The organism is Peptoniphilus sp. HCN-40583 (genome assembly GCF_037892835.1).
Lineage (GTDB): Bacteria > Bacillota > Clostridia > Tissierellales > Peptoniphilaceae > Aedoeadaptatus > Aedoeadaptatus rachelemmaiella.
On sequence record NZ_JBBKBU010000004.1, the window covers coordinates 17,391 to 37,574 of the forward strand.

Sequence of the window (20,184 nt, forward strand, 5' to 3'; positions counted from 1 at the left end):
TGATGAAAGGAGCGACTATGTTATTTATCCACTATCCTAAATGCACCACCTGCAAGAGAGCAAAAAAATGGCTGGACGAGAAAGGCGTCGAATACACAGAACGCCACATCGTGGAAGACAATCCCACGGCGGAGGAACTGAAAACCTGGCACGAAAAAAGCGGCCTGCCCCTGAAGCGATTCTTCAATACCAGCGGCATGAAGTATCGGGAGCTCGGGCTGAAAGATAAGTTGAAAGATATGAGCGAAGAAGAACAATATGCACTTTTGTCTTCCGACGGGATGTTGGTGAAGAGACCCCTTATTATTTATGATGACGGGGTGCTCGTCGGGTTTAAAGAAAAAGAATGGGAAGAAGCATTATAAAATTTTTTCTTTCGTTTTCTCACACACTGTACTTGTAATCGTTCCTTCCGAGGATATAGAACCACCTCGAACTCCGATTAAATGCGTAGCGGACGGAGTTTCGTGGTGTTTTTCTATTTCGTTCGTTTTTTCTAACGTTCATGGAACTTACATTTGTGTGTCGCGATCCTTATTGTTTTATTATAATTTTATCTTCGCGATTTTCTCCAGGGGAGGGAAAAAGGGCGTTAATTGTGTGGCGTTAAGTTTTTATATGCGTAGCTAACTTTATTCAAGTCAAGTTACTTCTTTGCTTGGAGATTCATTCTTACATGGTTTTGAAACCCGGGGAAGGGGCCAGGGCGTTGCGATTCGCCCTCTGCCCCTTCCCCGGGGCCCCATCCCCCTCCACCCTAACGCTTTTTATATGTGTGAAGCCCTGCGGGCTTCGATTTGTATTGGGCTGCGTCGATGAAAGAAGATTTTGAGTCGGACGAAGTTTCTTTTTCGCTAATAAGAATTCTTCGCCCAATTCACATTCTCTCGTTGGCGAAGAAGCCCAACAGGAATCGGAACCCGTTAGGGTTCCGCACTTTATGAAAGCGTTAGGGATAAAGGGTGGGGGTCCGGGGGAGGGATAAGGGCGAATCGCAACGCCCTTTTTCCCTCCCCCGGGATCGAAAGTAGAAGATGGAATGTGTAAGAATAAAAAGTTTAAGCGAATCATCTTCATTTTGAACACAAAAACAAGTCTCTTATTAAAACACCGAATTAAAGAATATTAGTCGTAAAGAAGCACAACAGAAATCAGAGGTCTCCCTCCATCTGTTTCGAAAAGCGGCGCTTTTCCCAATTAAAAAGAAGGCACATCGGTGCCTTCTTTTTTAATTGGAGTTGTGCTTCTTTAAAAGCTCATCCTTCATCTTCCAAAGCTCGGGACTCAAGTCCACCACGTATTCCTGCGGGGTGTTGAGTCGCTTGACTTCGTCCCAAAGGCTGTTCAGTTCGCGCTGTACTTTTTCGCGAATGGCCTCCAGGGAGGGGCTTTCGTAAACCAGTTTGCCTCCGATGTAAATGTCTTCCAAAAGGGAGCGCACTTCGTAGTTTCTCAGTGTCTTGCGCTTCCAGGTAAAGAGGGGATGGAAGATTTCGTAGCCGTCCTCGGGGATCTCTTCGCCTTTTACGGTCAAGACGTCGGCGATTGCCTTGCCCTGATCTTTGTCGTAGAAGCGGTAGATATCTTTGACGCCGGGGGTGGTGATTTTTGTCACGTTTTCGGAGATTTTAATGGTGGGCTTGATGACGCCGTTATCTTCCGTGGCCACGAGTTTGTACACGCCGCCGAAGACGGGGTGGCTCTTGGATGTAATCAGTCGCTCGCCGACGCCGAAGGAATCCACTTGGGCGCCTTGCTTCAGCAGGTCTTCGATGACGTATTCGTCCAGGGAGTTGGATGCCATAATGGTGACATCGGGAAAGCCTGCGTCGTCTAAAATTTTTCGGCACTGTTTGCTCAAGTAGGCGATGTCACCGGAGTCGATGCGAACGCCGCGGCCTTCGTGGCCGGCTTCGCGGAGTTCTTTAAAGACTTGAATGGCGTTTGGAAGGCCTTGATCCAGCACATCGTAGGTGTCGATTAAGAGGAAGCAACTGTCGGGATAGACTTTGGCGTAGGCGCGGAAGGCGTCGATTTCTTCGTCAAACATTTGAACCCAGCTGTGGGCCATGGTGCCCAATGCGGGGACGCCGTAGAGTTGTTCGGCCAAAGTGTTGGCGCTGCCGTTGCATCCGCCGATGTAGGCGGCACGGGCCCCTAAATTGGCGCCGCTATAGCCTTGGGCGCGGCGGGAGCCGAATTCGGTGACGGATCGTCCGCCGGCGGCCTTACAGATGCGATTGGCCTTGGTGGTGATTAAGGTTTGGTGGTTGATGGTGAGAAGCACCATGGTTTCCACCAATTGGGCCTGAATGGCCGGGCCCCTTACGGTGACCAAGGGTTCCGAGGGGAAGACCACGGTGCCTTCGGGGATGGCTCGCACGTCGCAGGCAAATTCGAAATGGGCCAGGTAATCTAAAAATTCCTCGCTGAAGATGCCTTTGGAGCGTAAAAAGGCGATGTCTTCGTCGTCGAAGCTTAAGTTTTCCAAGTATTCGATGAGTTGTTCCAGCCCGCTTAAAATAACGTAGCTGGCATCGTCCGGCGCAGAGCGGAAAAACATGTCGAAGTGCACGATTTCGTCTTGCATACCGTTTTCAAAGTAACCGTTGCCCATGGTGAATTCATAGAAATCCGCCAAAAGGGTGTAGTTGTTCTGATCTGTAAATTTCATAGTGCTCTCTTTCTTGTCATTCAATAGACCTTTTTTATCATTATAGCACAATTAGGTATTGCGGGAGGTGGCAAACATTTTCAATCCCGAGAATTGGATCCATGAAGCCTCAGGCGGCGCCGTTTCGTGGTACAATATGTGCAACTATAATGAAGAATGAGAAGGTGAATGATGTTACAAGTCAATGATGTAAGTGTAATTTTTCCCGATAAGAAATTGTTCGACGACGTGAATTTGCTCTTTCAACGGGGCAATTGCTACGGCGTCATCGGCGCCAACGGCGCGGGGAAATCCACGTTTTTAAAAATTCTCTCCGGAGAAAAGGAGCCCTCCACGGGTCATGTGTCCAAAGACAAAAATGAACGGCTATCGAAGTTAAAGCAAGACCACTTTGCCTATGAAGATTTCACGGTGATGGACACGGTGATTCAAGGCAATGAGGAGCTTTACGCCATTCAAAAGGAGAAGGACGCCATTTACATGAAGCCGGATTTCTCCGACGAAGACGGCATTCGCGCCGGGGAGCTGGAGGCCCGCTTTGCGGAAATGAACGGCTACGAGGCGGAAGCCGATGCCTCTCGCCTCTTGCAGGGGCTGGGGATCGAGCTGGAAAAACACAGCCAGATGATGTATGAGCTTCGGGAATCGGAAAAGGTGAAGGTGCTTTTGGCCCAGGCCCTCTTCGGCAATCCGGAGATTCTTTTGCTGGACGAACCCACCAACGGCCTGGACGTGCGTGCGGTGATGTGGCTCGAGGTTTTTTTGGCGGAGTTTGAAGGCATCGTCATTATCGTGAGCCACGACCGCTATTTCCTGAACAATGTCTGCACCCATATGGTGGACATCGACTTCGGAAAGATCAACATGGTGACGGGGAACTACGATTTCTGGTACGAATCCGGTCAGTTGGCGGCGAAGCTCATTAAGGAGCAGAACAAGAAGAAGGAAGAAAAGATCAAGGAGCTGCAAAGCTTTATCGCACGATTCAGCGCCAACAAATCCAAATCCCGTCAAGCCACGAGCCGCAAAAAGCTCTTGGATAAAATCGATTTAACGGAAATTCGCCCTTCTTCGCGGCGTTATCCCTTTGTGGGCTTTACTTTGTCTCGGGAAGTGGGCAATGAAATTCTCACCGTGGAAAATCTCACTGCGGAACTGGACGGCAGCCTCCTCTTTAAGGACCTTTCCTTCCGCCTGGACAGGGACGACAAGGTGGCCTTTATCGGAAACGAAGTGGCCATTACTCGCCTCTTTGAAATTTTGACGGAGCATGTCACCGATTACAGCGGCGAATTTAAATGGGGCCAAACCATTACCATGCGCTATTTCCCCAGAGATAACAATGCCTTTTTCGACGGCGTGGACAAAAATTTAATCGACTGGCTCAGAGACTACAGCGAAGACCAGTCGGAAATCGTCATGCGCTCCCTTTTGGGCCGCATGCTCTTTTCCGGCGACGAGGCCCTGAAAAAAGCGGAGGTTCTTTCCGGGGGCGAGCGGGTACGGATGATGTTTTCCAAAATGATGATCGACCCCGCCAATGTATTGATCTTCGATCAACCCACCAATCACCTGGATCTGGAAAGCATCGAAGCAGTGAACAACGGGCTTATCGACTTTAAGGGGAATTTGCTTTTCACCTCCCACGACCATCAATTTATCTCCTCCATTGCCAATCGCATCATCGAAATTAAAGACGACGGCAGCTTCAGAGACGCCAAGATGAATTACGAAGATTACATCGCCCGCTACATCGCCGATTCGAACACAGGCTTAAATTAAATTTTACAAAGACAAAACAATTCACCGTTACAATGAAAAGGGGGTGCATGATGCACGGCGTCATCGACATCGGTTCAAATACCGTGCGCCTGTCGGTCTTCCGCGTGGAAGACGGCGTGGCGCAAAATCTATTCAATGAAAAGCAAACGGTGGGCCTGGCCGGCTACCGAAAAGACGGATGCCTCACGGAAGAGGGGATCCGCGCGCTTATCGAGACTTTGGGCCACTTCGCCTTTATCTTGGATCAGCTGGGGGACATTCACTACACCCACGCCATCGCCACGGCGTCCATACGAAACATCAACAATTCCGACGAGGTGCTTCGTCGGGTGAAAAAGGCCCTGGACATGGACATCGAAATACTAAGCGGCGAGGAGGAAGCCCATCTGGCTTTCGTCGGCGCCGAAGGGACGATTTCGGGCCACGAAGACGGCGTCCTCACAGACATCGGCGGCGGCTCTACGGAAATCGTCCTCTTTCGCGAGGGGCGGGTGGTGGATTCGGCTTCCCTGGACATCGGGTCCTTATCCGTGTTTCGCGACTACGTGGACGGCTTGTTTTTAACCAACGACGAGCGCAAGGCCATGGACGAGCGGCTGAAATTTCTCTTAAACGCTCAGGCCATCGAACGGGGAAAATATCCCATCCTCTGCGCCGTCGGCGGCAGTGCCCGGGCGACGCTGAAGATGTACAACACCCTTTTCGACGAGCATCCGGACAACGACGAGATGAACATCGACGATTTGAAGACCCTGATGAAGCATTTGCTGGACATTGAAGAGAAAGAAAAAATGGAAATTATATTAAAAGTAAAAGCAGACCGTATCCATACATTGCTGCCCGGTCTTTCGGTTCTTTATCGAATCGCCAAGTATTTCCACGTGGAAAAAATCGCCGTCGCCCAGACGGGGATCCGGGAGGGCTACGTCATCAGCCGAATCATAGGAGGCTAATAATGCACGACATTTCTTTCACTCAAAATCGCGAACTATCATGGCTGCGCTTTAACGAGCGGGTCTTGGACGAAGCACAGGACGGGCAGGTGCCCCTTTTGGAGCGGATGAAATTTCTGTCCATCTTCGATTCCAATTTAGACGAATTTTTTATGGTGCGGGTAGGCTCCCTCACCGACCTTTCCATGCTCCACAAGCGGGTCATCGACAATAAATCCGACATGGATCAGGACGAGCAGCTCGCCGCCATTATGGAGCAGGTGCGGATGTTGTACCAAAAAAAGGATTACGTCTACGAAGAGCTTCGGGATCAGTGCCGCGCCCGGGGCTATTACGCCATCGAAAGTGAAGAAATGACGGAGCGCGAGGAAAAAATCCTCTTGCCTTACTTCGAAAACACCATTAGTCCCTATTTAAATTACCAAATCGTGGACTTAACCCATCCCTTTCCCCACATTCCCAATTTAGGCATCGTCATCGTCTATCGCTTGCGGAAAAAAGGCGACGACAGCGTGAGCTCCATCGGCGTGATTCAGGTGCCGCCTAATTTAAATCGAATCATTCGGTTGGATAAAAATAAATACATTCTCCTGGAAAAGGTCATCGAAAAATACGGGGCCATGCTCTTTGAATCCTATAGCGTCGAAGACAGCTACCTGATGAGCGTGACGCGAAACGCGGACATCGAATGGGACGACGAGGATTACGAATTCGCCGAAGACTATCGTTCCCATATGAAGAAGATGCTGAAAAAAAGAAAGCGCCTCATGCCCGTGCGCGTGGAGCTCGACCGCATGCCGCCGAAAGAGGTGCTGAATAAGCTTTTAAACAAGCTCGCCCTCGACGAAAGCCGGGTCTTCGTCACGGCGAGCCCGGTGCGCTTGGGCTATCTCTTCGGCGTCGTGGAGGAACTGGCGCCCTCTATGGGGCCGGAGAGCGTGGATCCGCCCTTCGAGCCGAAAAACAGCCGCTACGTGGACGAAAAGAAACCCATGATGGCGCAGATCGAAGACAGAGACATTTTGCTTTCTTATCCCTACGAATCCATGGATCCCATCATTCGCCTCTTGGACGAGGCGGCCAAGGATCCCACGGTGGTCTCCATAAAAATCACCTTGTACCGCATCGCAAAAAATTCCATGGTGGCGGAAAAACTCATAGAGGCGGCGGAAAACGGCAAAGATGTCTTGGTTCTTATGGAACTCAGGGCCCGATTCGACGAAGAAAACAATATTCTCTGGTCGGCGAATCTGGAAAATGCCGGCTGTCGGGTGATCTACGGCTTCAACAAATTTAAATGCCACTCGAAAGTGCTCTTAATCACCCGCGTCGTGGACAACAAGCCCGTCTACATGGCGCAAATCGCCACGGGCAATTACAACGAAAAGACGGCGAAGCTCTACACGGATTTCGCCCTAATGACCGCCCATCAGGGCATCGGCCGAGACGTGAATCGCCTCTTTGACAATTTCCTCATCGGGGAATTAGAGGGAAGCTACGATTATTTGTGGGTGAGCCCGAAAACCTTGCCTGAAGGGGTGGAGGCGGCCATCGACAAAGAAATCGACAAGGTGAAGGCCGGCGGCGAAGGCTATGTGCGGTTGAAGATGAATTCCATCTCCGACAGAGAAATGATCGACAAGATCTCCGAAGCTTCCAATGCCGGGGTCACTGTGGAGATGATGGTTCGGGGAATCAGCTGCATCGTGCCGAAAATTCCCGAGCGCACGGAAAACCTCTCCGTCTATTCCCTGGTGGGCCGCTTTTTGGAACACCACCGCATCTACCAATTCGGTCGCGGCGAGGCGGCGGAGGTGTATATTTCCTCGGCGGATTTCATGACGCGGAATCTGAGAAAGCGCGTGGAAGTGGCGGCGCCCATCCTGGATCCGGACATTAAAAAGCGGATTCTGGACTTTATGGACATTATGTTTAAAGACGATGTGAAGCGCAGGGAGCTTTTGCCTTCGAAGCGCTACGCCCATGTGGAAAACAAGGAAAACTTTATTGCGCAAAACTACTTAATCGAAGAAGCCGATCGCTTCGCAAAGGACGCAGGGTCGAAGGAGAAGGACAGCGTCGTGATAAAAAGCGAAGAGAAAAAGGCGCCGGGATTTTTCGCCCGACTGAAGAAAAAGCTCTTCGGCTAAAAAAATGAAGGGAATCGACAGGGAGACCTGTCGATTTTTTTTGTGGGACAAAAGGAAAGCTTCCATCGCCGACCTTATGGAAAATCTTTGATATAATAGGGGCAGAAAGGGGGAGAAGGATGAAAGCGAATAACGAGACGATGTATTATGCCTTCGTCGAGACGCCGGCGGGCGTCATAAAAATCGAAGCCACAGATCGCACCATTCTCTCTCTGACATTTGTGGAGGATATGGGCGCTTCCCATCCAAATGTTTTGTGTGAAAAGGCCGCCGCGGCCCTTCATGATTATTTTTCAGGCAAGGGAAGAGCCTTCGATTTGCCCCTCGAAAAAGGTGCCTCGCCCTTTGCGGAAAAAGTCTACGAAGCGACGAAAAACATCCCCTTCGGCGAGGTGCTCAGCTACGGAGAAATCGCTCGGGCCGTGGGATCTCCCGGTGCCGCCCGGGCCGTGGGCCGCGCCCTATCGAAAAATCCCTATATTATTGTCGTTCCCTGTCACCGCGTCGTTTATGCGAGCGGCGAAGCGGGCCACTACGCCGGCGGCGACGAGAAAAAACGCGCCTTATTGGCCTTTGAAATAGGTGTGTCGTGAATCAGCTCCTGCTATTTGTCTCCGTGGTATTTATTTTGGCCCTCATGGCCATTCGCTTTTCTCATAAATACGGCATCCCCGCCCTCTTATTGTTTTTCGTCTTAGGGATCGGAGCGAGCCGCACGGGGCTTCATTTCGAAAATTACGACTTTATGGAGCAATACGCCTCCTTCGCTTTGTTTATCATTATGTTTTACGGGGGGTACGGCACGAAACTTGAAATGGGCTTGCCCGTCTTAAAGCCCGCCGTCTTTTTAAGTGCCTTGGGCGTCGTGATAACGGCGGCGGTAACGGGGCTTTTCGTCCACTACGTGCTGAAATTTCCCATGATCGAATCCATGCTCTTTGGCTCCGTGGTGGGCTCCACCGACTACGCCTCCGTCTCCTCTGTCTTGCAGAGTAAAAATCTGAATCTGAAGTACCGCTCGGCGCCCCTTTTGGAACTGGAAAGCGGCTCCAACGACCCGACGGCCTACACCATGACCATGATCTTTTTGAGCATCCTTCTGGGTTCGGATCTTTCCATTCCCCTGTTGGTTGCCAAGCAAATCGGCTTCGCCCTTCTCATCGGCTTTCTCATGACGCGGGTGTTTTTCTTTATTACGGAGCACGTGAATTTCAGAAAAGAAGGGCTCTTTACAATCTACGTCTTCGCCATGGCCATGGGTACTTACGCCCTCACCGGCGTCCTCGACGGCAACGGCTACCTGGCCGTGTACCTCTTCGGCATCATCGTGGGCAATCAGGAATACATGGGCAAGCGGGAGCTGGTCTTTTTCTTCGACGGCCTCACGGAAATTATGCAGATCAGCCTCTTCTTTCTCATCGGCTTTCTTTCCCATCTGCCGGCCCTCATCCACTGGCTGCCCATGGGCATCGTCGTCACCCTCTTTATGCTCTTTGTGGCCCGCCCCGTGGCCGTCTTCGGCATTATGGGCTTTTTTGAATCCACGGTGAAGCAAAAAGTGGTGCTTTGCTGGGCGGGGCTTCGCGGCGCGGCGGCCATTGCCTTTGCCATCATGGTCATTAACAGCGGCGCGCCCCTGGAAGGGGATCTCTTTCACATCGTCTTTGCCGTGTGCATCGCCTCCAGCTTGATCCAGGGCTCCCTACTGCCTTGGGTGGTGAAGAAAATGGACATGCTGGATCCCAACGACACGGTGCTTAAAACATTTAACTACTATCAAGACCGAAGCGACGTGGGCTTTTTGGAAACCCGTGTCTACGACGAGGCCTTAATCGGCACGCCGGTAAAGGATTTAAACCTGACCTTCGACTTTATCGTGGCGAAACTGGTAAGGGGCGGCAAGACCATCGTCCCCCGCGGCGACACGATTCTCGAAAAGGGCGATGTGGTGGTCATCGGCGGCAAGAGCCACTTCGACGAAGTGGGAGGCAATTTGGAAGAATTCACCATTCGCAAGAACCACCCCTGGCAAGGCAAGCGCATTATGGACATCCACTTTAAGCCGACGGAGCTCATCCTCATCGTGCAGCGGGATCAAAACATTCTCGTTCCCACGGGCCAAACCGTGCTTTGTGCCGGGGATACGGTAATCTTTACAGACAACGAAGATGAATTTTACGACGACGAAAAGGAGGCGGGAGAAAATGCCTCTGCGGAAAGTGAAGGGAAGTAAGGGCGCCATAAAAAGAATGTAAATAGCCCTTGACAGAAATGCCAACCTCACCTATAATTAGATAGGTATTGAGGTGCTATCGTAGCTCAGCCGGTAGAGCACTACATTGGTAATGTAGAGGTCGCAGGTTCAAGTCCCGTCGATAGCTCCATTAAAAAGAAGGTCGCCAATAGGCGGTCTTTTTTGTGCCCTTTTTCGGGCAAATAAAAAACTGCGGCGTGCCTGACCGCAGTTTTTTTATGGGAACAATTAATTTTCGTAGGCGTAAAAGAGGTCGCCTTCCTTTTTTTCCACAAGGTAAAGGGCGTCTTTCACCACATAGGTGTCCGAGAGGTAGTCGCCGAGGTTGCGCTTTCTTTCGGAAAAGGCGGTGATGACGTAGAGGAGGACGAAGGTGGTTTGAATCAATCGGCAGAAGCCTTCTCGAATCACCACGGTGGTCAAGGAGAGGCGATCCTCTTCGGGATGAATGACGCGAATGGCGGTGATGATTTTGCCCAGGCTTTGGCCGTTGGTGAAATAGGTGGAGAGAATAAAGTAGAGGTAGAAGAAGAAGCCGCTGATGGCCTTGGCCGCCAAGCCACCCTCCGTCAAAAGAAGGGCGTTAATCGGCGATGCGAAAATGGCGGCAAAGGCGCTCGCCACGGCGGCATCGATTAAAAAGGCCACGGTGCGAATCCAAAAGCCCGCAACCACCATGGCGGAGACGGGATGGCTGTAGCGACGTCTTGAAGGCTTGGGATATTGCGGCTGCGTCGCCTCAAAGCCTTGAGCGGCACCTTCGGTGGCAGTTTTGCTTTCCTCGCCCATAGAAAGGGCTTCAGCCTTAGGTGCTTCTTCGACTTCCCTTTGGGTGTTCGCTTCATGAGCGTGCACATCCGAAGTTTCGTTCTGTAAGTTTTCGTTTAGCGCCTCGGCCATGGCTTTGGCGTTGTTTTCTTTCGTTTCTGCGGCCTCTTCATTTCGGTGAAAGAGGCCTTTTTTCTTTTCGGTGAAGGGATCGTAGTGTTGATCGTTCATTATTCACCTCCGTAGAGGTACATGGGGCGGTCATTGTCTGCCAAAGCGCCGAGAACGAGTTTGGCGGCCACTTCTTTATCCGATGCTTTTTGGCTGAAAAGGGAGGAGAAGAAGCCGTCGCCCAGCCCCTTGGTGTAGTTAAAGACTTCGGGGTTGTCACATTTAATGGCCTTTTTTAAGGCGGCAAGGGCGTCTTCCGAATAGCCCAATGCGTCCACCAGGCCCTTTTGCTTGGCTTGCTTGCCCGTAAAGACAGATCCGTCGGCCAAGGGGCGCAGGGTGCCCATGTCCATGTGGCGGCCCTGGGAGACCACGTTCAGAAATTCGCCGTAGAGATCATCGACGACGCCTTGTAAAATGGCCCGTTCTTCTTCGGTCATGGGGCGGGTGTTGCTGCCGATGTCTTTGTGGGCGGCGCTTTTTATGGTTTGATTGGCGATGCCTAATTTATCCATGAGGCCCGAGAGATTGGTGCCACCCATAATGACGCCGATGGAGCCGGTGAGGGTGGAGGGGGCGGCGTAAATTTTCGTCGCCGGTGCGGAGATGTAATAGCCGCCGCTGGCCGCCGTGTTGCCCATGGCCACGTAAACGGGCTTTTTCCCATCGACAATGGCTTTGATCCGCTTGTGCAGCTCGGCGCTTTCGTAGACGCCGCCGCCGGGGGAATTGACCTTCAGAAGCACGCCCTTAATGGTGTCGTCTTTTAACACCTCGTCCAGCGCGTTTAATGTGGCCTGATGATCGTAGCCTTTGGTGAGAAAAGAGGCTTGGGGCGTATTCATAATGGCGCCTTCCACAGTGATGACGGCAATACGATTTTGCGCGTCGCCTTCTTCTACCACTTCCTCGTTCATGCCGTTGACGGTGTTCATAAAGGACGCTTCCATTTTTTTCATGCGGGCTTCGCTGTTGATCTTGTCGCTGATTCCGCTTGAGATGGCGCTGATGCCTAAGATCAACACGGCGACACCGACGGCGATCCACCGGCGCGTGTTCATTTTTTCTAGCATAATTCCTCCTTATTGCTACAATTGTTTTTCGTATTATAGTATGATATGCGTAGTACGATTGCGTACAAAAAAATAATATCACAGGAGCGTAGTATGCACAATTGTCCGTGGAAAATTGCGTTTCTCCTGCTTTTGGCGATCAATCTTATCCTTCTCATCGGCCTGTTTATTTTGTCTCGGCCCGAGGATATGCCGGAAGAGGAAGAAACGGCGAATATAGAAAAATCCAATTACGAAATCACCCTGACGAAAGAGGCGTTGGAAAATGTCCTGCGCCGGGGATTGAAAGAAAGCGGAAGCGACGCCCGCTTTTCCATTGCCGACGGCTTTTATTTCCGCATTCCCGTGGATGCTTACGGCATCCGGAGCGAGCTGGTATTAAAGACGCGGCCCTTGGCCTATAAAGACGGCACCGTGCACATGAAGCTCGAGCGTTTAAATTTCGGGCACCTGCCTTTGCCCGAAGGGGCAGCCCTTTCCATGGCGGCGCCGGCCGTGGATGTTCGCGGGCTCACGCTTGTGCCGTCGCAGAGAGAAATCGTCTTGGATCCCAATGCCTTTATGCCGGAGCATGTGGGCACCTTTCGGGCCAAGTTGCTGGATGTAGACAATCACCGCTATGTATTTGAAGGAAATTTGGGAGCAAATTAAATGGATGATGTTTGGTTTTATATACCGATTGTGGTGATTCTCATTGCCCTCTCCGGCTTTTTCTCCTCGTCGGAGACGGCGCTGACCTCGGTGAATCAAATTCGCCTGAGGCGGCGGGCCGCGGAGGGGGATAAAAAGAGCATGACCGTCTTGAAGCTTCTCGAAAAGCCCCAAGATGTCATCTCCAGTATTTTAATCGGAAACAACATTGTGAACATCGCCTCCTCGGCGGTGGCCACGGTGTTTTTTACGCAACTTTTCGGCGCCAGCGGCCCGGTGGTGGCCACGGTGGTCATGACGATTTTTGTCTTGATCTTCGGGGAAGTGTTGCCGAAAACCGCCGCCCAACAACAGCCGGAAATGATCAGCCGCAAAGTGGCGAAGCCCATTTCCGGGATCACGAAGCTCTTTAAGCCCGTGGTCTTTTTCCTCACGGCTCTGTCGGGTTTGGTGACGAAATGGCTTTTCTCTCACGTAGACGAAGCCCCCACCATCACTGAAGAAGAATTTAAAGCCTTGGTGGAAGTAGGAGAAGAAGAAGGGGTGTTGCAGCGGGAAGAGCGGGCCTACATCGACAATGTGCTGGACTTTTCTTCGGCCACGGCCTCCGACATGATGAAGCCCCGCACCTCCGTGGTGGCCTTGGATGTGGAGGCCACGGAAGAGGGAATTTTTGATCTCTTAAAAGACAATCGCTACAGCCGCATCCCCGTTTACGAAGATTCCATCGACCACATTATCGGCATCTTGTACATGAAAGATGTGGTGCGCCTTTTGGCGCAAGGGGAGACCATTCGCCTGAGAGAAATCCTGCGGGATCCTTATTTTATCGGGGAAAGTGCCGTGGCGGATCGCATTTTCCGCGAGCTTAAGGCGAGAAATCTCTCCATCGCCGTGGTGGTGGACGAGTACGCCGGCACCAGCGGCATCATTACCATGGAAGATATTTTGGAAGAGCTCGTAGGCAATATCGACGACGAGTACGATTTGGAAAACACCGCCGTGATTTTTTTGGAAAGCGGCGTGTACTTAGTGGATCCGGAACTTCGGATCGACGAGATCAACGATTACTTCCACATGAATTTGGAAAGCGAAAAGTCCGATTCCATCGGCGGCTTTGTCATCGAGCTTTTGGACCGCATTCCCAAGCAGGGCGATGTGGTGCGCTACGGCGACATTCTCTTTACGGTCAATGAAATGCAGGGCCTGAAGATGACGAAGCTGAAAATGGATCTGAGACCGGAGGCGCAGCCCCTTTAATGTGAGGAAATTATGCTGGATAAAATGATTCAAAAAAAATTGCCGGATCCGAAAGATCCTGCCGGGCGCAGCGCCATGGGCAGAGAAGCGGCGGTAATGGGCATTGTGCTGAACTTTATTTTCGCTCTGTCGAAAATCGTCATCGGCACCTTGGCCGGCGCCATTTCCATGATCGCCGACGGTTTAAACAACACCATGGACTTAATGAGCTCGGTCATCGCCCTCGGAGGCTTTCACTTCGCCGCCAGGCCGGCGGACAGGCGCCACCCTTACGGCCACGCCCGCATGGAGTATTTGGCCTCTTTTCTCGTGAGCCTGATTATTATTTGGACCGGGCTCAGCCTTTTGTGGGAATCGGCAAAGACCATTATCCATCCCGATGCCATGGAAACATCGGCCCTGGCCGTCGGCGTCCTCATCGCTTCCATGGCGGGGAAGGTATTTTTGTATCGCTACGATGTGGTTCTCGGTGAGGCCATGGATTCGGAGCTTTTAATCGCCACGGGCTACGACGCCAGAGGCGACGTGTTCGCCACGGCGGCGGTTCTTTTTTCCCTCCTGGTCAACCAACTCTTTTCCCTGAACATCGACGGATGGATGGGCCTCGTTGTGGCGGGAATCATTTTAAAAAGCGGCTGGGAAAGCTTAATGGAGACGGTAGATTCCCTTTTGGGCGTAAAAACCGATCCGGAGCTGGTCCGCGCCATTATGAAAGACATTAAAAGCTACCCGGTGGCTTTAGGCGTGCACGACATGATGTATCACGATTACGGCGCCAACAAACAATTCCTCACCCTTCACGTGGAGGTCAACAGCGAAGATGATGTGATGAAAATTCATCAGGACATCGACGAAATCGAGCGGAACATTGCGGCGAAATACCACATGGATACGACGATCCACATCGATCCCATTCGCATCGACGATCCGAGGAGCAACGCCCTTTACGATTACGTGAAGAAAAAGCTAAAGGAAGTGGATCCCCGTTTGGATATGCACGATTTTCGCATCGTCAATCGAAAAGACGGGCTGAAATTAATTTTCGACGTGCTTTTGCCCATGGATTTAGAGGGCAAGGCCAAGGACATCGATGCCGAATTAAAGTGGAAGGTGGAAAAGGACCACCCGGAATACGCCCTGATTACGACCTACGATATCGATTTTCAGAATTTATTGGGAGCGAAAGATGAATAGGCTTTTATCGCCGGAGGCAAAAGAAAGCCTTCTGGCTGCATGGCACAAAGAACAGGGCCTTTCCGGCAACGCCCTGAAGATGATCGCCTGCGTGTTTATGTTTTTCGACCACATGAGCCAGGGCGTGGCATTAAACAGCCTGGGCTTTACGCCGGCCTATGTGGTGAACGATTGGGGGATTCCCGTCCTCTCGGGCCTTTCCACGGCGGGGCTTCTCGCCATGGTGGCCACCCTGGCAGGCCGCATCGCCTTTCCAATTTTTTGCTTCTTCCTCGTTCAGGGCATTTTGCTTAGCGGGGACTGGAAAAAACAAATTCAGCGGCTGGTGATCTTCGCCTTCATCGCCGAAGTGCCCTTCGATTTGGGCCTCTTCGGTCAAGCTTTTTATTGGGATCACCAAAATGTGCTCTTTGAATTGGCCGTGGGGGCTGTGACCATCGTCGGGATGAAGAAAATCCTCGACGGAGACAAAAAGGGGAAGAAAGCCTACGCCGTCTTCCTTTTCATCGCCACGGCCCTCATCGCGGAATTTTTGAAATTCGACTACGGCTCCGTGGGCATCATCGCCATGGTCTTATTTTATTTGGCGTGCAACGACCGCCGCCGCACCATGCTCATGGGCCTCTTCGGCTTTTTCTTCGAAGCGCCCCTTTACGGCACGGTGTATTTGTCCCTGCCCTTGATTTATCAGTACAATGGCAAGCGGGGCAGGGGCGGCCGCTGGTTCTTCTACATCTTCTATCCCGCCCACTTACTGGCCCTCTATTTTATTTCTCTGATTATTTAAAACCGACAGAAAGGCGTGTTATGACATTTTCCTCGAAAGTGAACTCCATCAAACCCTACTTTGCCTCCTACCGAGGCATTTTATTTACCGATCTTCTTTGCGCCGGACTCACCACCGTATCGGAAATTATTTTGCCGGTGATCCTGCGCTACTTAACCAATCTCGGCGTGAAAGACATTCGTCTCATTACACCCCATGTCATCGCCCGACTGGCCCTTTTGTTTTTCGTCATTAAGGCCGTGGAAATCCTTGCCGCCTACTACATGACCAACATCGGCCACATGATGGGGGCAAATATCGAAAAAGACATGCGCCGGGACGTGTACAATCACCTGCAGACCTTAAGCGCCTCTTTCTACAACGACACCCAAGTTGGCCAGATCATGAGCCGCATTACCAACGACCTCTTCGACATTACGGAATTTTCCCACCACGCGCCGGAAGAATACTTTATCTTCGTGGTGAAAGTCATCACCACCTTCGTGATCCTCGTGTCCATTCACGTGAAGCTCACCTTGGTGCTCTATTTGATGATTCCCATTATGCTTGTGGCGGCGCGGAAATTTCGCTTGCGCATGCTCGTGGCCCAGCGGAAACAGCGGGCCATGATGGGGGATTTAAACGCCACCATCGAAGATTCCATCTCCGGCATTCGCGTCACGAAATCCTTCGCCAACGAAGACATGGAAAAGGCCCGCTTCGACGACGAAAACACCCGCTTTTTGGAAACCAAGCGGGAATACTACAAGGCCATGGCGGGCTTTAATGCCGTCACCAGAAACTTCGATGGAATCATGTATCTTATCGTCATCATCGCCGGAGGCGGCTACATGATGGCGGGAGACATTCTTCCCGGGGATATGGTGGCCTACATTATGTACGTCACCACCATGGTGGCCACGGTGCGGCGCATCATCGACTTCACCGAAACCTTCCAAAAAGGCCTTACCGGCATCGAGCGCTTCAACGAAATCATGGCCACAGAAAGCGACATTCGGGAAAAAGAAGACGCCGTGGATCTCGTAAATGCCGAGGGCGCCATCGCCTTCGACCACGTGGACTTTTCCTACGAAGGCAAATACAAGGTGCTGGATGATTTTCATCTGACCATTCGCCCGGGAGAGAAAGTGGCCCTGGTGGGGCCCTCCGGCGCGGGAAAGACCACCATCTGCAACCTCATTCCCCGCTTTTGGGATGTGGATCGCGGCGCCGTCATGATAGACGGCCACGACGTGCGGGACCTCACCTTGGAGAGCTTGAGAAAAACCATCGGCATGGTGCAACAAGATGTGTACCTTTTTAACACCAATGTCATGGAAAACATTCGCTACGGCCGCCCGGAAGCCACCGACGAGGAAGTCATGTACGCGGCGAAATTGGCCAATGCTTACGACTTCATCATGGATCTGGAAGAAGGCTTTAAAACCCACGTAGGTGAGCGGGGCGTGAAGCTATCCGGCGGACAGAAACAGCGGATCTCCATCGCCCGGGTCTTTTTGAAAAACCCTGCCATTTTAATTTTAGACGAAGCCACCTCGGCCCTGGACAACGAAAGCGAAATGATTATCCAACACTCCCTGGAAGCCCTCACCGAAGGCCGCACCTCCATTACCATCGCCCACCGGCTCTCCACCGTGGAAAATGCCGACACGATTTTGGTTATGGAAAAAGACAAGGGCATTGTGGAGCGGGGCAATCACAAAGCGCTCATGGCCAAGGGCGGTTTGTACTACCACCTCTACACCAAAGGCGGCGACTTGGTGGAAAACTTCGATACGACAAACTGACGAGAGACTCGGCATGTGCCGGGTCTTTTTTCACAAGCGATTGACAGAATGAGAAAAACACGATAGGCTAGAAGATACCCATGGGGACGAAATGGCTTCGACGGGGATTCGGAACCCGGGGTAGCAAGCCGTTGATGAGTCAGGCAACGTAAAAATGGCTCAAAAAATTAAATGCTAACGAAAACAACGTAGCACTGGCAGCGTAAATTACGCTACCCACGGAACTAAGAGGACCACGGCTTAGGGAAGTGTCAAATCAGTGGTGAAACGTCATCGGTCAAGCTTTGCCCCGATGCCGGAACTTATGAAGCTACCTTAATGCGACCTTTTGTTTTTCTTTTCGCCTTAAGGGAAATCTAAAGAAAAACTGAGCTTGGAGAAACCTCGGTGGAAGAATTTTCGGACGCGGGTTCGACCCCCGCCGTCTCCACCATACAATTTCAAAGGGTTTCAAATAATCTTGAAACCGCATGTTTAAGCCATTTGTTATTTTTGAAATAGCAAGTGGCTTTCATTTTATCTCAAATAATCTCGAACGGTTGCACACTCCGTTGCACACTGAAAGCATAGTTTCATATAATGCCGTCTAATAAATCGACTGCCGATTTTTTAGAATCATCTAATACTGTTACATAAATTTCCGTTGTTCGTATATCATAATGTCCCAACAGCAATTGAATAGTTCGAACAGGAACGCCTTGTTCATAAAGCCTAGTAGCATAACTATGGCGAAGCTCATGGAATGTAAAAGTAGGTAGATTGATACTTTCGCAAATTGTTTTAACTCTTCTTGTGGGACGCTTACTTTCAATATAATTTCCCTTATCGTCTGGGAAGATTAAATTCCGGTCTATAAAATGGTCAGAGTCTCGTTTTAAATTTAAGGTAATTTCCTTTTGGCGATTCAACATTTTTATAGTAGTATCTGTAACCGGTATTTCTCGTATACTGGTGTCGCTTTTGGGAACGCTTATTTCTCTGTGCCAGGTTTTTTCTCCATTTTCCTTAATCTCAGCACTTTTTCTATATTGTTTATTGATTATAATAGAGTGTCCAGTATAGTCTTCCCAAGTTAGTGCTGTAATTTCGGCAAGACGACCACCAGTGGCAAGCGACATATATATGAAATTATCTAGAGAAGTGTTTTTTAAATTGGAAACAAATTTTTGTTGTTGTTCTGCCGTCATAGGCATAGATCGTTTTTTTATTTTCGAATTGCGTTTGGGTATCGTGACTGAGGCAATGGGATTTTTATAAATATCTTCATGATTCATTGCGAAGTCAAGACAATGCTTTATAATTCTATAGTTTTTTTGTATTGTGGGGAGTGGATATTCTTTTTGTAAATCATCAAAGTGGTATTGTAGGTGAGTTGCTTTTAAGTCTTTCATTTTGATTTTAGCAAGTGTAGAATTTTTAATTCGTAATCTATATTCCGTTTCATATTTTTGAAAACTTGTTGGCATAATTTTTTCTTTTTTGGAAGAAAAGATCCAGTGTTTAAAATAGTCTGCGAAAACTTCATCTGAAGGTTCGATAAGAATATTTTTATCTGCTAAGACCTGAAATTCTCGTAGCTTTTTAACGACTGTTTGGCGATCATACCCGCCGACGGTTTTTCTAATTGCTTTGCCATTATTATCTACTTCAATTGTGACAGCTCCACGATAATAAACTCGTCCATTGCGTATTTCTGTCCAGATACTTCCGTCACCATTGGCTCTTTTGATTTTTTTCATAATGTCACCTCATATCTAGAAAGTAAAGTCTTACAAATCTTGATATAGGCACTTTCGCATGATAAGATAAATGTGTCACCAGTACCTTCATGCGAAGGTGCTTGCCTCCAGTCAGTCGACTGGAGGCTTTTTTATTTACTTACTATAAATCAGTTATATCTTACTTAATTTATAAACAGCTTTACCAATAATTGAAATGTTTGAGTGGTTATCAAAAAGCACAGGTTTATACTTTGGGTTTTCTGCTCGAAGTTCAACTACATCATTTCCATGCTTGTAGACCTTCTTCAATGTCGCAGAGTCATCGATAAGAACAGCAGCGATTTCGCCATTTTCGACGTCAGGTTGCTGCCTAATAAAGACTATATCACCATCAAAAATGTAAGAAAGCACCATTGAGTCACCAGAGACTCTAAGACAAAAATCAGCGTTGATTTTTTTATCTAGGCTAATATATTCTTCTATATTCTCTTCAGCTAAAACTGGTACACCTGCAGCAATGGTTCCTATTAAAGGGTATTGCTTCGTGGAAGGTGGATTTATGGCATTAGTAATATTATTAAAGTCTTCATTGCCATAGAAGAGCCAGTTTATAGAAACATTTAATTTCTCGGCTATTTTAAGTGCCATAGAGTATGCTGGATCATTACGTCCAGACTCATATCCGGAGATAACACTTTTACTAGTACCAAGTTTATTAGCGAGTTCTTCCTGAGACCAGTCTTTGGAGAGCCTAGCCTTTTTAACTCTGGCACCAAAGTTTTTTAGATTTTCTTGTTTTTTCATCTAACAACCTCCTGTACATATAGTCTATCAAAGGGTGTTCGAAATTTCAATCGTTGCACGTAATAAAAAGAAAAAAGTTCGAAATATAGGTTGACATTTAATTATAGCATTGCTAATATAAATGTATGTTCGAGATATAGAACTGTCCAAAGGAG

16 protein-coding genes, 1 tRNA gene and 1 other RNA gene are annotated in these 20,184 nt (G+C 49.8%); 13 read left to right on the forward strand and 5 right to left on the reverse strand.

What is annotated here, in order from left to right:
- The first annotated feature begins 17 nt into the window (after positions 1 to 17).
- Positions 18 to 365 (forward strand): arsenate reductase family protein, encoded by a 348-nt coding sequence (locus WKT05_RS02255; protein WP_340412737.1) that lies wholly within the window; start codon positions 18 to 20, stop codon positions 363 to 365.
- An 863-nt stretch (positions 366 to 1,228) separates the two neighbouring features.
- On the opposite strand, the gene WKT05_RS02260 is transcribed toward WKT05_RS02255, so the two are convergent.
- Positions 1,229 to 2,674, reverse strand: a complete 1,446-nt coding sequence (locus WKT05_RS02260) for a nicotinate phosphoribosyltransferase (protein WP_340412738.1) — start codon at positions 2,672 to 2,674, stop codon at positions 1,229 to 1,231.
- A 171-nt stretch (positions 2,675 to 2,845) separates the two neighbouring features.
- On the opposite strand from WKT05_RS02260, the gene WKT05_RS02265 reads away from it, so the two are divergent.
- The 6 genes from WKT05_RS02265 (at position 2,846) to WKT05_RS02290 (ending at position 9,943) form a co-directional block, all read left to right on the forward strand.
- Entirely contained in the window at positions 2,846 to 4,456 is a 1,611-nt protein-coding gene (locus WKT05_RS02265; protein ID WP_340412770.1) for an ABC-F family ATP-binding cassette domain-containing protein, read from the forward strand.
- A 47-nt stretch (positions 4,457 to 4,503) separates the two neighbouring features.
- Complete coding sequence (locus WKT05_RS02270) at positions 4,504 to 5,409, forward strand: Ppx/GppA phosphatase family protein (protein WP_340412739.1); 906 nt, start codon at positions 4,504 to 4,506, stop codon at positions 5,407 to 5,409.
- A 2-nt stretch (positions 5,410 to 5,411) separates the two neighbouring features.
- The gene (gene ppk1 / locus WKT05_RS02275; RefSeq protein WP_340412740.1) at positions 5,412 to 7,559 is read left to right on the forward strand and encodes a polyphosphate kinase 1; all 2,148 of its coding nucleotides are present in this window, start codon (positions 5,412 to 5,414) and stop codon (positions 7,557 to 7,559) included.
- A gap of 119 nt (positions 7,560 to 7,678) precedes the next feature.
- On the forward strand, positions 7,679 to 8,152 hold the full coding sequence (locus WKT05_RS02280; RefSeq protein WP_340412741.1) for a methylated-DNA--[protein]-cysteine S-methyltransferase: 474 nt from the start codon (positions 7,679 to 7,681) through the stop codon (positions 8,150 to 8,152).
- Positions 8,149 to 9,792, forward strand: coding sequence for a potassium/proton antiporter (locus tag WKT05_RS02285; protein ID WP_340412742.1), 1,644 nt, complete (start codon positions 8,149 to 8,151; stop codon positions 9,790 to 9,792). Before WKT05_RS02280 ends, WKT05_RS02285 begins: the two co-directional genes overlap by 4 nt.
- Before the next feature lie 75 nt (positions 9,793 to 9,867).
- Positions 9,868 to 9,943: transfer RNA gene (locus WKT05_RS02290), tRNA-Thr, on the forward strand.
- A 98-nt stretch (positions 9,944 to 10,041) separates the two neighbouring features.
- On the opposite strand, the gene WKT05_RS02295 is transcribed toward WKT05_RS02290, so the two are convergent.
- Both WKT05_RS02295 and sppA read right to left on the reverse strand, forming a co-directional pair.
- Entirely contained in the window at positions 10,042 to 10,812 is a 771-nt protein-coding gene (locus tag WKT05_RS02295; RefSeq protein WP_340412743.1) for an RDD family protein, read from the reverse strand.
- Entirely contained in the window at positions 10,812 to 11,825 is a 1,014-nt protein-coding gene (gene sppA, locus WKT05_RS02300) for a signal peptide peptidase SppA (protein ID WP_340412744.1), read from the reverse strand. The genes WKT05_RS02295 and sppA overlap by 1 nt, the downstream gene beginning before the upstream one ends.
- A 93-nt stretch (positions 11,826 to 11,918) precedes the next feature.
- Here sppA and WKT05_RS02305 point away from each other — a divergent pair, with 93 nt between their 5' ends.
- The 6 genes from WKT05_RS02305 (at position 11,919) to ssrA (ending at position 17,937) form a co-directional block, all read left to right on the forward strand.
- Positions 11,919 to 12,476, forward strand: a complete 558-nt coding sequence (locus WKT05_RS02305) for a DUF2140 family protein (protein ID WP_340412745.1) — start codon at positions 11,919 to 11,921, stop codon at positions 12,474 to 12,476.
- Positions 12,477 to 13,736 carry a hemolysin family protein gene (locus WKT05_RS02310; protein WP_340412746.1) on the forward strand — a complete coding sequence of 420 codons (1,260 nt, stop codon included), beginning with the start codon at positions 12,477 to 12,479 and terminating at the stop codon, positions 13,734 to 13,736.
- A gap of 12 nt (positions 13,737 to 13,748) precedes the next feature.
- Positions 13,749 to 14,930 (forward strand): cation diffusion facilitator family transporter, encoded by a 1,182-nt coding sequence (locus tag WKT05_RS02315; protein ID WP_340412747.1) that lies wholly within the window; start codon positions 13,749 to 13,751, stop codon positions 14,928 to 14,930.
- Positions 14,923 to 15,717 (forward strand): TraX family protein, encoded by a 795-nt coding sequence (locus tag WKT05_RS02320; protein WP_340412748.1) that lies wholly within the window; start codon positions 14,923 to 14,925, stop codon positions 15,715 to 15,717. The genes WKT05_RS02315 and WKT05_RS02320 overlap by 8 nt, the downstream gene beginning before the upstream one ends.
- A 20-nt stretch (positions 15,718 to 15,737) precedes the next feature.
- Entirely contained in the window at positions 15,738 to 17,504 is a 1,767-nt protein-coding gene (locus WKT05_RS02325; protein ID WP_340412749.1) for an ABC transporter ATP-binding protein, read from the forward strand.
- Between the two features lie 82 nt (positions 17,505 to 17,586).
- Positions 17,587 to 17,937, forward strand: a transfer-messenger RNA (tmRNA) gene (gene ssrA, locus WKT05_RS02330).
- A 139-nt stretch (positions 17,938 to 18,076) separates the two neighbouring features.
- Here the strand turns inward: ssrA and WKT05_RS02335 are convergent.
- Together WKT05_RS02335 and WKT05_RS02340 are read right to left on the reverse strand one after the other, a co-directional pair.
- Complete coding sequence (locus WKT05_RS02335) at positions 18,077 to 19,243, reverse strand: tyrosine-type recombinase/integrase (protein WP_340412750.1); 1,167 nt, start codon at positions 19,241 to 19,243, stop codon at positions 18,077 to 18,079.
- Between the two features lie 153 nt (positions 19,244 to 19,396).
- The gene (locus tag WKT05_RS02340; protein ID WP_340412751.1) at positions 19,397 to 20,029 is read right to left on the reverse strand and encodes a LexA family protein; all 633 of its coding nucleotides are present in this window, start codon (positions 20,027 to 20,029) and stop codon (positions 19,397 to 19,399) included.
- Positions 20,030 to 20,184: the final 155 nt, after the last annotated feature.

Coding starts and splice junctions, on each gene's coding strand:
- WKT05_RS02280 (WP_340412741.1), top strand. CDS start 7,679: ATGAAAGCGAATAACGAGACGATGTATTATGCCTTCGTCGAGACGCCG.
- WKT05_RS02315 (WP_340412747.1), top strand. CDS start 13,749: ATGCTGGATAAAATGATTCAAAAAAAATTGCCGGATCCGAAAGATCCT.
- WKT05_RS02320 (WP_340412748.1), top strand. CDS start 14,923: ATGAATAGGCTTTTATCGCCGGAGGCAAAAGAAAGCCTTCTGGCTGCA.
- WKT05_RS02270 (WP_340412739.1), top strand. CDS start 4,504: ATGATGCACGGCGTCATCGACATCGGTTCAAATACCGTGCGCCTGTCG.
- sppA (WP_340412744.1), bottom strand. CDS start 11,825: ATGCTAGAAAAAATGAACACGCGCCGGTGGATCGCCGTCGGTGTCGCC.
- WKT05_RS02255 (WP_340412737.1), top strand. CDS start 18: ATGTTATTTATCCACTATCCTAAATGCACCACCTGCAAGAGAGCAAAA.
- WKT05_RS02325 (WP_340412749.1), top strand. CDS start 15,738: ATGACATTTTCCTCGAAAGTGAACTCCATCAAACCCTACTTTGCCTCC.
- WKT05_RS02260 (WP_340412738.1), bottom strand. CDS start 2,674: ATGAAATTTACAGATCAGAACAACTACACCCTTTTGGCGGATTTCTAT.
- WKT05_RS02335 (WP_340412750.1), bottom strand. CDS start 19,243: ATGAAAAAAATCAAAAGAGCCAATGGTGACGGAAGTATCTGGACAGAA.
- ppk1 (WP_340412740.1), top strand. CDS start 5,412: ATGCACGACATTTCTTTCACTCAAAATCGCGAACTATCATGGCTGCGC.
- WKT05_RS02295 (WP_340412743.1), bottom strand. CDS start 10,812: ATGAACGATCAACACTACGATCCCTTCACCGAAAAGAAAAAAGGCCTC.
- WKT05_RS02305 (WP_340412745.1), top strand. CDS start 11,919: ATGCACAATTGTCCGTGGAAAATTGCGTTTCTCCTGCTTTTGGCGATC.
- WKT05_RS02265 (WP_340412770.1), top strand. CDS start 2,846: ATGTTACAAGTCAATGATGTAAGTGTAATTTTTCCCGATAAGAAATTG.
- WKT05_RS02310 (WP_340412746.1), top strand. CDS start 12,477: ATGGATGATGTTTGGTTTTATATACCGATTGTGGTGATTCTCATTGCC.
- WKT05_RS02340 (WP_340412751.1), bottom strand. CDS start 20,029: ATGAAAAAACAAGAAAATCTAAAAAACTTTGGTGCCAGAGTTAAAAAG.